The sequence below is a fragment of the Limosilactobacillus agrestis genome (genome assembly GCF_014145585.1).
Taxonomy (GTDB): domain Bacteria; phylum Bacillota; class Bacilli; order Lactobacillales; family Lactobacillaceae; genus Limosilactobacillus; species Limosilactobacillus agrestis.
In genome coordinates, this window is sequence record NZ_JACIVF010000053.1 from 1 (window position 1) to 12,640 (window position 12,640).

Annotated in this window: 11 protein-coding genes and 1 rRNA gene; 10 read left to right on the forward strand and 2 right to left on the reverse strand. The window is 37.1% G+C overall.

All coding sequences use genetic code 11. The annotated features are described in order from the left end of the window. A 5S ribosomal RNA gene (rrf, locus tag H5R88_RS04445) occupies positions 1-96 on the forward strand; the annotation flags it as partial. Between the two features lie 1,632 nt (positions 97-1,728). Here the strand turns inward: rrf and H5R88_RS04450 are convergent. Beyond that, positions 1,729-2,757: a lactonase family protein gene (locus H5R88_RS04450; RefSeq protein ID WP_182600367.1), complete on the reverse strand. Its 1,029-nt coding sequence runs from the start codon at positions 2,755-2,757 to the stop codon at positions 1,729-1,731. A gap of 113 nt (positions 2,758-2,870) precedes the next feature. Between H5R88_RS04450 and H5R88_RS04455 the strand changes: the two genes are divergently transcribed. The 3 genes from H5R88_RS04455 to H5R88_RS04465 all read left to right on the forward strand — a co-directional run bounded on the left by H5R88_RS04455 (position 2,871) and on the right by H5R88_RS04465 (position 6,757). Next, entirely contained in the window at positions 2,871-3,728 is an 858-nt protein-coding gene (locus tag H5R88_RS04455) for a methyltransferase domain-containing protein (protein WP_182600368.1), read from the forward strand. Between the two features lie 170 nt (positions 3,729-3,898). Next, positions 3,899-4,408: a tRNA (uridine(34)/cytosine(34)/5-carboxymethylaminomethyluridine(34)-2'-O)-methyltransferase TrmL gene (gene trmL, locus H5R88_RS04460; protein ID WP_182600369.1), complete on the forward strand. Its 510-nt coding sequence runs from the start codon at positions 3,899-3,901 to the stop codon at positions 4,406-4,408. Positions 4,409-4,429: 21 nt separating this feature from the next. After that, complete coding sequence (locus H5R88_RS04465) at positions 4,430-6,757, forward strand: FtsK/SpoIIIE family DNA translocase (protein ID WP_182600370.1); 2,328 nt, start codon at positions 4,430-4,432, stop codon at positions 6,755-6,757. 204 nt (positions 6,758-6,961) lie between these two features. On the opposite strand, the gene H5R88_RS04470 is transcribed toward H5R88_RS04465, so the two are convergent. Continuing rightward, positions 6,962-7,081 (reverse strand): DUF4044 domain-containing protein, encoded by a 120-nt coding sequence (locus H5R88_RS04470; protein ID WP_231795152.1) that lies wholly within the window; start codon positions 7,079-7,081, stop codon positions 6,962-6,964. A gap of 126 nt (positions 7,082-7,207) precedes the next feature. Here H5R88_RS04470 and H5R88_RS04475 point away from each other — a divergent pair, with 126 nt between their 5' ends. From H5R88_RS04475 to mraY, 6 genes are all read left to right on the forward strand, one after another. Further along, positions 7,208-7,564, forward strand: a complete 357-nt coding sequence (locus H5R88_RS04475) for a hypothetical protein (protein ID WP_259393969.1) — start codon at positions 7,208-7,210, stop codon at positions 7,562-7,564. 141 nt (positions 7,565-7,705) lie between these two features. Continuing rightward, a complete protein-coding gene (gene mraZ / locus H5R88_RS04480; protein WP_182578177.1) occupies positions 7,706-8,134 on the forward strand; it encodes a division/cell wall cluster transcriptional repressor MraZ in 429 nt (142 codons plus the stop codon). A 15-nt stretch (positions 8,135-8,149) separates the two neighbouring features. Further along, entirely contained in the window at positions 8,150-9,106 is a 957-nt protein-coding gene (rsmH, locus tag H5R88_RS04485) for a 16S rRNA (cytosine(1402)-N(4))-methyltransferase RsmH (protein ID WP_182578178.1), read from the forward strand. Positions 9,107-9,113: 7 nt separating this feature from the next. Continuing rightward, positions 9,114-9,485 carry a cell division protein FtsL gene (gene ftsL, locus H5R88_RS04490; protein ID WP_182578179.1) on the forward strand — a complete coding sequence of 124 codons (372 nt, stop codon included), beginning with the start codon at positions 9,114-9,116 and terminating at the stop codon, positions 9,483-9,485. Further along, on the forward strand, positions 9,485-11,644 hold the full coding sequence (locus tag H5R88_RS04495; protein WP_182578180.1) for a penicillin-binding protein: 2,160 nt from the start codon (positions 9,485-9,487) through the stop codon (positions 11,642-11,644). The genes ftsL and H5R88_RS04495 overlap by 1 nt, the downstream gene beginning before the upstream one ends. 24 nt (positions 11,645-11,668) lie before the next feature. Next, on the forward strand, positions 11,669-12,640 hold the full coding sequence (gene mraY / locus H5R88_RS04500; RefSeq protein WP_182578181.1) for a phospho-N-acetylmuramoyl-pentapeptide-transferase: 972 nt from the start codon (positions 11,669-11,671) through the stop codon (positions 12,638-12,640).

The window sequence follows — 12,640 nt, forward strand, 5'->3', positions numbered from 1 at the left end:
GATACACCTGTACCCATGCCGAACACAGAAGTTAAGCTTCAACACGCCGAAAGTAGTTGGGGGATCGCTCCCTGCGAGGATAGGACGTTGCCACGCGATAGTAAAAAAGGATATGCATTGTTTAACACAGTGTATATCCTTTTTTAGGTATACAATTTCTGGTATGAATGAAAATTTCATACCAGTTTTTTTACCAAAAAGGTAAGCAGTCAATAACAATACGTCTAGCCTTTGCTACCTCGGATCTCCTATATTGAGACTATCATCAGTATAGGAGATTTTTATGTATGATAGAACAAAATGAAATTATTGCCCCGGTTTTCAAAAATAAAACAAGTGATTTAAGAAGCATGTTTATCTTATTTGCGGTTAGACAGATCTTCGTAAAGGAATTGTCAGTTTAGCAATGATAGTTGCTATGAACTTAGGACTGGAGTTATATAATAATTCCCTTAAATTAAACCTGAAAGTTTATACTAAGCTCTTTTTAAACTGTTTTAGTTCTGATCTAATAACAAAAGTTTATTAGATCGGAGGTGAGAGACAATGGTTGAGTCATTGAAGAAAGCTCAAGAACAACTTGAACAACAAGCAGTTACGATTAAGCAATTGTAGGAAATAATTTTTGAAAAAACTGAAATTTTAGAGCAGGTAGCTGATGGACAACTATCGCTATTTGATCCAGTTAATGATCTGAACTTGAATCAAGAGAATACTGAAGTAGTTAAAACAACTACGACTAAGGTCGTACGTCATCGACCAACGAAGAAACAGCGAAACAACCGCCTGTTCAGATTGTGAGCACAAAATGTCTCACGTTGGAAAGAGATTTTGTCGCGACGGTAAACTAGACTAAAAGAACTCTAATTATATTAGGCCAACTTATATGAGCAAAGCTATAAATGTAAACATTGTAATTAAGCAAAATGGAATTGATAAATTAGTAACTAGTAAAGCGCTAATGGCTTTATTACCACGTACTTACTTTTTCATATTCATCCAGTTAAATTATCAAACGGTTAATGAGAAGTTAGTACAGTGACAAATCCATGTCAAACCGCCAATGGGTAAATTCTACAATTACATTAGCCAGCTGATTGGGCAGTTGTGTAAGGTAATTCAGAATGCAATTCAGTTAAAAGCACGAGTATATCGTGTATTCAAAAATGGACAATTACCGTTAAGCAACAATTTAGTTGAGTAAAGCATTCGGCTATTAACCTTAATTGGAAAGAATTGTCTATCCGCAAAAACCGAAGAAGCCGTTAAAGCGAACGCCGTCTGCTATAACCTAGAGAGACAGCTAAAGTAAATCGGCTTAATATTCAGTGATACTTAATTGAAATGCTTGTTTGATCACCTACCAGAGAGTATTTATCAAGATCTGGCAGCTTTTTTCCCGTTCGTAAAAACGTACAAGAAGAATGTCACAAATAGGAAATCCCGGTAGAGCCAGCAAGGACGGTTCTACCGGGATTTTTTATCTGTTAATAACGTGTCAATACGGACTGCTTACGAAATTATCACCACAGTTTTTAAAAAATAAACTAAGTAATTTTAATTAAGCACTCCTCAACGTTGCATCTTACTGCAAGAATTAATATAGCAGTATGACAATGACCTTCATTTACCGACAAAGAGAAGGTTCATTGTTACTTGCGAAAAATTCTAGGGGATGGCTTCCGTCGAAAAATGACGTTACAGATAACCCCTGTGTTGGTATTTAATTTATTTCCACTTCATTACACATACTGGTTCTGGACAATTAACATCCTTTTGAAGAAGAGTTAACTTACCAGTTAATGGGTTTCGCTTATAAAGAGTAAGGTTATCAGAGTTTTGATTTGAGGCTAAAAGATAATTTTCATCTTGACTTAGATTAAAATCACGTGGAAAATCTCCCTCCGTTGAAATTGATTGAATATGTTTAACGGTAAAGTCTGGTTGGATTTCGAAAACAGCAATAGTATTTTCACCACGATTTGAAGTATATACAAATTTACCGTCACTTGAGATCCGAATAGCGGCTGCTCCATTATGAGCTGTCCAGTCGGTCGGAATCGTTTTGATTGTTTGAAGGTGTTTAAATGATGCATCCTTACTATTATATTTTAATACTTCTAGTTTACTGCTTAGTTCACCTAAAAGATAAGCGTAATTACCATTTGGATGAAAAGCTATATGGCGAGTACCAAATCCATCTTCACATTTATAGCGAGAGACAGCAGTTAATTTACCATCATCAGAGACATCATAAACCACAACAAGGTCCATTCCTAAGTCGCATACAACTAGACGATTATCCGGAGTTAAGTCGGCGTAATGGACATGTGGTGCTTCTTGTTCAGGTTCAGGGCCAGTTGCTCCTTCATGAAGGACAGAATCTGTTTGGGTTAGCGTTCCGTCTTCATTGATTTTAAAAACATCTACTTTTGCAGTATGGTAATTAGCACTGAATAGTAAGTGACGCTTGTTATCAACACCGACATATGCAGGAGGAGCACCGACAGCTAAGACATCGCTTAACAGCTTAGTATTATTGTCACTTAATGAATAGGAGGCCACCCCCCCTTTGTCGTCTACTTGTTTAATGGCGTAAATACGACCATCTTGACCAACTTGTAAGTAAGCTGGCTTTTGAGATGGAATTGCTAGTTCAACATTCGTTATTTTTTCTTGGTCAGTATCGAGGGTAACTTTATAGATTCCTTTACTTGCTTTTTTAGTATAAGTTCCAATTAGAAATTGTTCAATCAAGGTAATTTCCTCCTTTTTGAAAATACTTACCTATATAATAGCAATTTGCCCATCGTAATTCTAGCTGTGATACACTATTATTAGTGATTTTAGTTGTTAATGGAGGAGAAAAGTTGAAAAAAGTTGAACGTCAACGAGAAATGGTAAAAAATAATCTTACTCTTTTTCAATGTCCTGTTTGTGAATGGCCAATGGAGAGAATCGAAGGAAACAGTATTATTTGCGAAAATAACCATCGCTTTGACTTTAATCGGCATGGTTATCTTCACTTTCTCAATGGGGCTGCTAATACTGAATATGATCGATTAATGTTTGAATCTCGACGCCAGTTATTAAATGCAGGCCTATTTAAGCCAATTATTGAAAATATTAGTAAATTCTTACCTTCAAAATCTTTAAAGATCTTAGATGTAGGGACTGGGGAAGGAACCCCATTATTACAATTAGAAACGATTCGTGCTAATTATAATGATACGATGATTGGCTTTGACATTTCTAAACCAGGGATAACGCTTGCTACTCAGTTACCGTTAAAAGCGTTTTTTTGTGTAGCTGATTTACGTAAATTGCCTTTTAATGATGAGAGTTTTGATTGTATATTAGAGCTGTTCTCTCCATCTGATTATCAAGAGTTTAACCGGGTTCTAAAGAAAGAGGGGACCCTTATTAAGGTAATTCCTAACGCTAACTACTTAGTTGAATTACGTCACCTCTTATATAAAACAGGAGAACGTAATTACCACTATGATAATTCACGAGTAATAGAATTATTTAAACAACACTATCCTCAAAGCAAGGTCGAAACGGTAACCTACCAATTTAGAATTCCAGATGGCTTACAACAAGCAATGCTGGAAATGACACCTTTACACTGGGGAGCAAACGCTAAAAAATTATCTAAAGAAGAATTAACCCAATTAAAAACAATTACGGTGGATGTAAGTTTATTAATTGCGAAAAAAGCTAATTAATTATTGCAACATTAGTAAATTAGTGCTAAATTATTATAAGAAATCGTTTGATGATTGACATCGAATATAAGTGTTTCGTTGGTAATTATCAAGGAGTACTTCATTAAAGCAGCGTTTCGCCGTGCCCACACCGAGACCCTGCTTTTTTATTTTATTAAGGAGATTTTATTATGACAAACCATATTGTCTTATTTGAACCATTATTTCCAGCGAATACGGGAAATATTGCGCGAACTTGTGCCGGAACAAATACCGAATTACATTTAATTAAGCCGTTAGGATTTTCAACTGATGATAAACATATGAAACGAGCTGGACTAGATTATTGGGATAAAGTAAAGATCACATATCACGAGGACTTACCTTCTTTTATGAAGACTATTCCTGATATTAACCATTTATATATTGTTTCTAAGTTTGCTACCCATGATTATAGTGATGTTGATTATACTGGTGAAGGAGATCATTATTTCTTATTTGGGAAAGAAACAACTGGCTTGCCCGAACGTTTTATGCAAAAATACCCAGAAAATGCTATTCGGATTCCGCAGAATGATAATAATATTCGGGCACTGAATTTATCGAATAGTGCAGCAATTGTTATTTATGAAGCATTACGGCAACAAAGTTTTCCTAATTTAGCCCGAGTTCATAAATATGAATTTGATAAATTGAAGTAACCTTAAGGAGGCAATAATGCGATGGCGAGAAGGAAAAGGGCATCATCCCGCCGGCAAAGAGGAAAAAAGCAACAGTATCGATTAATTGATAATCTATTAGGAATAATTGCTTGCCTCTTAATGTTAGTTGGCCTATTTAATCTAGGAATATTAGGAACCTTCATCGATAACTGTTTTAAGATTTTTGTCGGGGAATCCTTTCCAGTTGCGATGATTATTGCATTTCTATATGGATTATGTTTTGCACTATATGGGCATCGTCCGCATTTTAAAAAACGTTGGATTGCTGGAACTATTATTGCTTACATCGGTTTGTTAATGTGGCTTCAGACTGTAATGTTTCAGCGTCTGAATTTGCATGCAAAAGTAATCGAAACCACTTGGAATAGTCTTAGTAAGGTCATTTTTAATGGTGATTCAACTGTTCCGGTTGGTGGTGGAATGATTGGTGCTTACTTATATAATGGAAGTAATATTTTAATTTCAGAGATTGGAACAGCGGTATTGTCCTGGTTATTAATCATCGTTGGAATTATTATCTTTTTTGCATTACCATGGCGCGAATTCCTAGTAAAATGTGGGATTGGGGTTAAAAAATCTGGGGCAGCAATGGCTAATGCTCACGATCAGTTAATGAAAAAAAGAACTGAGCAGGCGCCAAAAACAACTGAAGGACCGTCGATTAGTGTCCCACTTGCTAAAGCGTCCCGACAGGTTAAAGATTTCTTTGCAGACCAAGACTCGGCAGCGCCAATGACAACACCGCTAGTTTCTTCATCAACCCCCTCCGACCCTATTGAACCAACTATTAGGGTAGCAAGTGAAAGTCAACCAGAAGAAAAACACAATGACTACAAAGATGATCAGTCTTCACAACAATCTGCCGATACGGAAATTAAACTTGCAGGAATTGATGCTAAAGAAGATAATGATTACCAATTGCCACCAGTTAGCTTGTTAAGTCAAGTACAGGCTACGGACCAGCAAGAAGATTTGAATAATATTAAAAAGAATACCAAAACGCTTCAGCAAACCCTAAAATCATTTGGGGTGGATGCAACAGTTGAAAATGTTAATTTGGGTCCTTCCGTTACCAAATATGAGTTACGCCCAGCAGTAGGAGTAAAAGTCAGCCGAATAACCCATTTGGCAGATGATTTGGCCCTTGCACTCGCTGCTAAAGATATCCGGATTGAAGCGCCAATTCCAGGGAAATCATTAATTGGAATTGAAGTTCCAAATCAGCAAATCGCAACGGTTGGCTTTCGCGATATGATAGAAAGTGCTCCTAGTAATGATAATCCAATGGAAGTTCCGCTTGGCCGCAGTGTAACTGGTGATATAAAAATGGCTGATCTAACTAAGATGCCACATTTGCTTATTGCTGGGGCAACGGGTAGTGGTAAGTCTGTTGCAATCAATGTTATCATTACAAGCACTTTATTAAAGGCTAAACCGCATCAAGTAAAGATGTTAATGATTGATCCTAAAAAGGTTGAATTAAGTGTTTATAATGGTATTCCTCATCTTCTCAGTCCGGTAGTTTCTGAACCCAAAAAGGCAGCCCGGGCACTAGGAAAAGTTGTTGCAGAAATGGAGCGGCGTTATGAATTATTTGCTAAATTCGGTGTTCGCAACCTGGATGGCTATAATAAATTAGTTAAACAACAAAATGATGACCATCCTGATGAAATCCAAGCTAACTTACCATTGATTTTAGTTATTGTTGATGAATTAGCGGACTTAATGATGACAGTTTCTCATGATGTTGAAGATGCAATTGTTCGGATTGCACAAATGGGACGGGCTGCTGGTATTCATATGATTTTAGCAACCCAGCGTCCTTCAGTGGATGTTATTACAGGTCTTATTAAGGCTAATGTTCCTTCTCGAATTGCCTTCGCTGTTTCTAGTGGGGTTGATTCGCGAACCATTATCGATACTAATGGTGCAGAAAAACTTCTTGGTCGCGGAGATATGTTATTTGAACCTATAGATCAAAATAAACCAATCCGGATTCAAGGTGCATTTATTTCTGACCATGATGTTGAATCAGTAGTAGACTTTATCAAGAATGAGCGGACCGCGGAGTATGACGATAATATGGTGGTAACTGACAACGAAATTGAGCAAGAAGAACAGGCTGAGGAGGAAGATGAATTATTTCCCGAAGCATTAGATTTTGTGGTTGACCAACAAAAAGCATCAACTTCACTAATTCAGCGTCGGTTTAGAATTGGCTATAATCGTGCAGCAAGAATTATTGATGATATGGAACAACGTGGATTTATTGGACCAGCTAATGGATCGAAGCCACGCGAAGTTTATAAGCAAAAAAGTGAGGAATAGAATAAAAAGAGGCTGGAAAAATTAAAAATTTTTCCAGCCTCTACTATTTTCACGAACAATTGCAAGATAACGTGGAACTACTTTTGCGGCGCCACAAGGCTTGAGATAAGTTAAAATGATAATCCGCCCGTCCAGGTGCAGTGCGAATCACCATTTTGGCTTAGTCTGTTTCCTCTTTTTCCGACTACATGGATGTTTAATAGGCTAAATTAAGTTTAAGGATGCAACTGCTCCAAAGATTAAAGAACCAAGCATTGCAATTAACATTAGCCAAATAGCAAACATGGTAATTTTTTGGAAACGCGTTTTCTTTTTTCGCTGCATTATTAACCATCCTTCCATTTTTATCAATAATAGTAGTGTACCGCATCTTTAATGTCTTTTTCAAATCTAGTTTGAGATTATGTTAAACTTAAATTACTTAATCTGAAGAGAAGGGAATTGAAAAGGTTGACGGTTAGTATTCAGGTTATAATTTTAGAGATTATTTTATTGTTAGTGATTGGGGTAGTAGAACGACTATTACTACGAATATTTCATCACCCTAAAAGAGCAAAGTATTTATGGTGGGGATGGACGATTATTCTATGGATCCTTATAATCTTTAATATGGGATTTTATTGGCCAGCCTATCCAATTGCTTTATGGATGATTCTAGCTCTTTTATTAATTGCTTTACAAATTATTCATAATCATGAATTCATTTATCGCCGTTACTGGCCAGTATTTTGGCGGTATTCGGCATATTATGCTTTAATTATATATATTAGTAGCTTAATTATTACACCATGGTTACCGTTAATATAAAAATATTGGAGTGAGTTGGAGAATTAATTTTCCGCTCACTTTTTTGTCTGTTACTTTTTGGTAAAATTCACAAAATTACGTGGTGAGAAGTGGGGGATTGTGGTAGACTTGACCTATAACGTGGTAAGGGGGATATTAGTTGTGTTAATGGGAGAATTTACACACACTATTGATTCGAAAGGGCGACTAATTATTCCTGCCAAATTTCGAGAACAATTGGGGGATCACTTCATTGTTACTCGGGGGTTAGATGGATGTTTGTTTGGATATCCATTAAATGAATGGGAGCTTTTAGAACATAAGCTAAAGGCACTCCCGTTGACGAAGCGTGATGCACGGGCATTTGTGCGCTTTTTATATTCTGCTGCGACAGATTGCGAAATTGATAAACAAGGACGGATTAATATTCCGATAACCTTACGAGCTCATGCTTCACTTGAAAAAAAGTGTGTAATCGTTGGGGTTTCCAATCGTTTAGAAATCTGGAGTGATGAACGGTGGAATAAATTTACCAGTGAAACGGCTGATAATTTTGATGAAATTGCTGAAGATCTTAATATTGAATTTTAATGGAGGGTTTAGTTGATGGCAGAATTTAAACATGTAACGGTACTTTTAAAGGAGGCCGTAGCAGGATTAAATGTGCAACCAACAGGCACCTACGTTGATGCAACATTAGGTGGTGGTGGGCATACACAAGCTATTTTGCAACAGCTCGTCGATGGCCACTTATATTCATTTGATCAGGATCAGACTGCAATTGATTACAATAAAGAACACTTAAAAACAGCAATAAAGCAGCAAAAATTAACACTAGTTGAAGATAATTTCCGGAACTTAAAAACAGAATTGAATAGCTATCATGTAAAACATGTTGATGGAATTTTATATGATTTAGGTGTTTCTTCTCCACAATTCGATGATGCTAAAAGAGGTTTTAGTTATCAGCATGATGCACCCTTAGATATGCGAATGAATCAAGATCAAAAACTGTCGGCAATGGAAGTTGTTAACGAATGGCCGTATGAACGTCTCGTTAAGATCCTTTACCGATATGGAGAAGAAAAGTTTGCCAAATCAATTGCTAGAAAAATTGAACAACGTCGAAAAATAGCACCAATCAAGACGACCTTTGAATTAGTTGATGTGATTAAAGAGGGAATTCCAGCAGCAGCTCGTCGTCATGGTGGACATCCAGCTAAAAAAAGTTTTCAAGCTATTCGGATAGCAGTTAATGATGAATTAGGTGCTTTAGAAGAATCTTTAGAGCAGGCATTAGACTTGCTGGATGTGGGCGGACGAATAAGTGTTATTACTTTTCAATCCCTAGAAGATCGGTTGGTAAAGACAATGTTTCGTGAGAAAACTTCATTAAGTGGGGATGTTCCGCAAGGATTACCAATAATTCCAGCGGGAATGGAACCAGACTTCAAATTAATTAATAAAAAGCCGATTGTAGCTAGTGATGAAGAATTAGCAGCAAATCATCGTGCGCATAGTGCCAAGTTGAGGATAATCGAAAAAATTAGAAAAGGAAAGTGACATAATTATGGTTTCAAATGCGGCAAGGCAACTGGTGGGAGAGCAGCAACCACAGCAAGCACCAAGAAAAAAGACCTATCAACAACCCCAAACTTCGCCAAATCCGGTTAGATGGTCAAAGTTTGAAAGATTTTTAGTAGCAGTAGGAAGTTTAGTCACGTTATGTTTGATGATTAGCTTACTTTCTACAAAGATTAGTATTAATAATCAACAACGACATTTACAGGACACTCAAACACAAATCGCTAAAGCAAAAAGTAGTAATACAAGTTTGCAGCAAGAAATCGCTGAATTGACGACTCAATCGCATTTGAAATCAGCAGCACATAAATATGGATTATCAGATAAAAATTCAAATGTAAGGAACGTTAATAAATAATGAATAAGAAGCCACAACGAACGAAAAATAGGGGACATAGAGAAAACCGAGGGACCTTTGGCAAATGGCTCTTTCTAATCACGGTTGGATTGTTCACCTTATTTATCGTTCGTTTTGCGTATATCGCAATAAACAAAGATGTTCAACATGTTAACTTACGCTCGCAGGCTGAGCAAATTTATACTCAGCAACGAATTATTCAGGCTCGACGTGGGGATATTTATGACTCAGAAGGAAACCCCTTGGCAACCGATACGAGTAAATATACCCTCTATGCTGTTCTTGACCGCACACAAAAGTCTTCGGACGGTAAACCATTGTACGTAAAGGACCGACAAAAAACTGCAAAGGTATTATCACAGTATATTGACCTTACCCCAAAGCAAATTGAAAAGATACTTAAACCAAGGGGACAAGCCTATCAAGTTGAATTTGGAAGTGCTGGTAGCAATCTTTCTGTTTCAACGATGCAGAAGATTAAGAATCGGCATTTACCAGGGATTAATTTTATCGCAACTCCAGCGCGTCAATATCCAGAAGGCGAATTTGCTTCTCAAATAATTGGAATGGCAACCCCTAAAGTAAAAAATGATAATGGAACTGAAGAGACCAATTTAGTTGGACAATTAGGTTTGGAAGGCTATTTTAATAAACAATTGACGGGAACAAATGGGTTAAGAAAAGATAAGCAAGATATTTATGGATATCAGATTGCTAATTCTAAGCAGGTGACTAAGAAAGCCGTAAACGGTGATAATATTTACACTACTCTTGATTCACAGACCCAACATTTCCTTGAAAATAAAGTTAATAAGGTTTATAAAAGTTCGAATGCTAATTCGATGACGGCGGTGGTAATGGAAGCCAAAACAGGTAAAATTATTGCTGCTACTCAACGACCAACCCTCCATGCGGAAAATAATCCAGTTTGGCGAAACATGTTAGTTCAGGATGCATATGAACCTGGCTCGGTAATGAAAATTTTGTCATTAGCCGCGGCTATTGATACCGGGCATTTTAACCCTAATGCGACCTTTAATTCTGGAACATGGGCTATGGGTGGTGGAAAAATCACTGATTGGTCAAGTTCTGGTTGGGGAATAATTTCCTATAAAGATGCTTTTGATATGTCTAGTAACGTTGGTTTTGCCCATGTTGAACAAGATATGGGAGCTGATACATGGATGAAGTACATTAAACGATTTGGCCTGTTAAAAAAGGTTAATGTTGTCGGAATGGGTAACGAGGTTAATGGTTACACTTCATTTAAGGGGACTCTTGCCCAGGCTAATACTGCTTTTGGGCAGGGAATTACGGTAAATGTTATGCAAATGATGCAAGCATTCAGTGCGATTGGTAATAATGGTAAGATGATGAAACCCTACATTGTAAGTAAAGTTGTTGATGGTAATAGTGGAAAGACGATTAAAAAGATAAAACCTAAAGTTGTCGGCAAACCGATAAAAGCATCAACAGCAAAAAAGGTCCTTGGTTATATGCAAGGGGTGGTTTATGATCAAAAGGGCCTTGGTCATGATTATCAAATTAAGGGTTATCGAATTGCTGGAAAGACAGCTACTGCCCAAATTGGTGGTGCGCATGGTTATTTAACTGGTGATACGAATTACCTTTACTCATTTGCAGGGATGGCACCGGCCAAAGATCCAAAGTACATTATGTACGTCACTCTTCGCCAACCGCAAAATCTTAAAAAGTCAGCAACTAAACAAATTGCCAGTGTCTTTAATCCGACAATGAAAATGTTATTGAGCCAACAAAAAATTACGGAAAAAGCCAAGAAAAAGGTTATCACCATGCCAAATATTGTTGGGCAATCAAGCGATGATGCCAATAAGGAATTATCAGCTAAGGGAATGCAAGTAATCGTTGTCGGTTCTGGCAAGAAAGTTAAGCAGCAATCAGCGGCTCCTGATGAACAAGTGTTAACAGATCAACACATTATTCTGGATACTGGTGGCGAGTATAAAATGCCGGATATTTCTGGATGGAGTTCTGCTGATGTTCAGCAATTAGCTAAGATTCTTAAGTTGAAAGTAAAAGAAAATGGAAACGGCTATGTTACTCAGCAAAGCATTTCACCTGATACAACTATTAAACGTGGAACAACTTTAACCGTTCAATATGAAGCTAAAAACTAGCAGGGAAACTAATTGGAGGTAAATATGAATTTCTTAAGTGCAGTTTTGACTATCCTTAGTTCATTCTTAATTACATTTTTATTGATGCCCTCATTAATTAAATATTTTCGGGCAAAAAAAGAAGGACAGCAAATTCGTAAAGAAGGGCCTACCTGGCATGCTAAAAAGGCTGGGACGCCAACAATGGGAGGATTATTGTTCATCTTTTCGGCAGTCGTAACCGTTTTATGGGTTGCTGCTTGGCAAGGATTAATTACTAATACATTATGGGCACTCGTCTTTGTCCTCGTTGTTTATGGTTTAATCGGAATGTGGGATGATAGTATTAAAATCTTTCACCATCAAAATGAAGGATTTAAGCCATGGCAAAAGGCTTTATGCCAAGTATTAGCAGCAATGGTCTTTACTGTTATTTATCAACATGAAGGCTTTCAAATGGGCTTTGGGACAACACAAATTGGTTGGCTTTATGGTTTGTTTATTATTTTTTGGCTCGTCGGTTTTTCAAATGCTGTTAATTTAACAGATGGACTTGATGGCTTAGTAAGTGGACTTTCCATTATTTCTTTTGCAGCTTATTTGATTATTGCATTAGTAAATCTCAATCAACCAGGCTATCCTGAAATTGCACTTTTCTGTCTAGCAATGATTGGTACTTTACTGGGCTTCTTACCTTATAACCATAAGCCCGCTAAGATTTTTATGGGTGATATGGGGTCCTTAGCAATTGGTGCATCCTTAGCTGCTGTTTCGTTATTGTTGCATCATGAATGGTCCTTATTAGTAATTGGAATTGTTTACGTTTGCGAAACAGCGAGTGTAATTCTTCAAGTAGCTTCATTTAAGACCACTGGTAAACGAATTTTTAAGATGACGCCGATCCACCATCATTTTGAAATGAGCGGGTGGAGTGAATGGAAAATTGATATTGTATTTTGGCTTGTAGGGTTAGTGGCTGCGATCATTGCTGTTACGACAATCTTGTTAGTTGGTTAG

Excerpts from the sequence above, each read along its gene's own strand:
- mraY (WP_182578181.1), top strand. The coding sequence starts at position 11,669 with ATGAATTTCTTAAGTGCAGTTTTGACTATCCTTAGTTCATTCTTAATT.
- rsmH (WP_182578178.1), top strand. The coding sequence starts at position 8,150 with ATGGCAGAATTTAAACATGTAACGGTACTTTTAAAGGAGGCCGTAGCA.
- trmL (WP_182600369.1), top strand. The coding sequence starts at position 3,899 with ATGACAAACCATATTGTCTTATTTGAACCATTATTTCCAGCGAATACG.
- ftsL (WP_182578179.1), top strand. The coding sequence starts at position 9,114 with ATGGTTTCAAATGCGGCAAGGCAACTGGTGGGAGAGCAGCAACCACAG.
- H5R88_RS04495 (WP_182578180.1), top strand. The coding sequence starts at position 9,485 with ATGAATAAGAAGCCACAACGAACGAAAAATAGGGGACATAGAGAAAAC.
- H5R88_RS04465 (WP_182600370.1), top strand. The coding sequence starts at position 4,430 with ATGGCGAGAAGGAAAAGGGCATCATCCCGCCGGCAAAGAGGAAAAAAG.
- H5R88_RS04470 (WP_231795152.1), bottom strand. The coding sequence starts at position 7,081 with ATGCAGCGAAAAAAGAAAACGCGTTTCCAAAAAATTACCATGTTTGCT.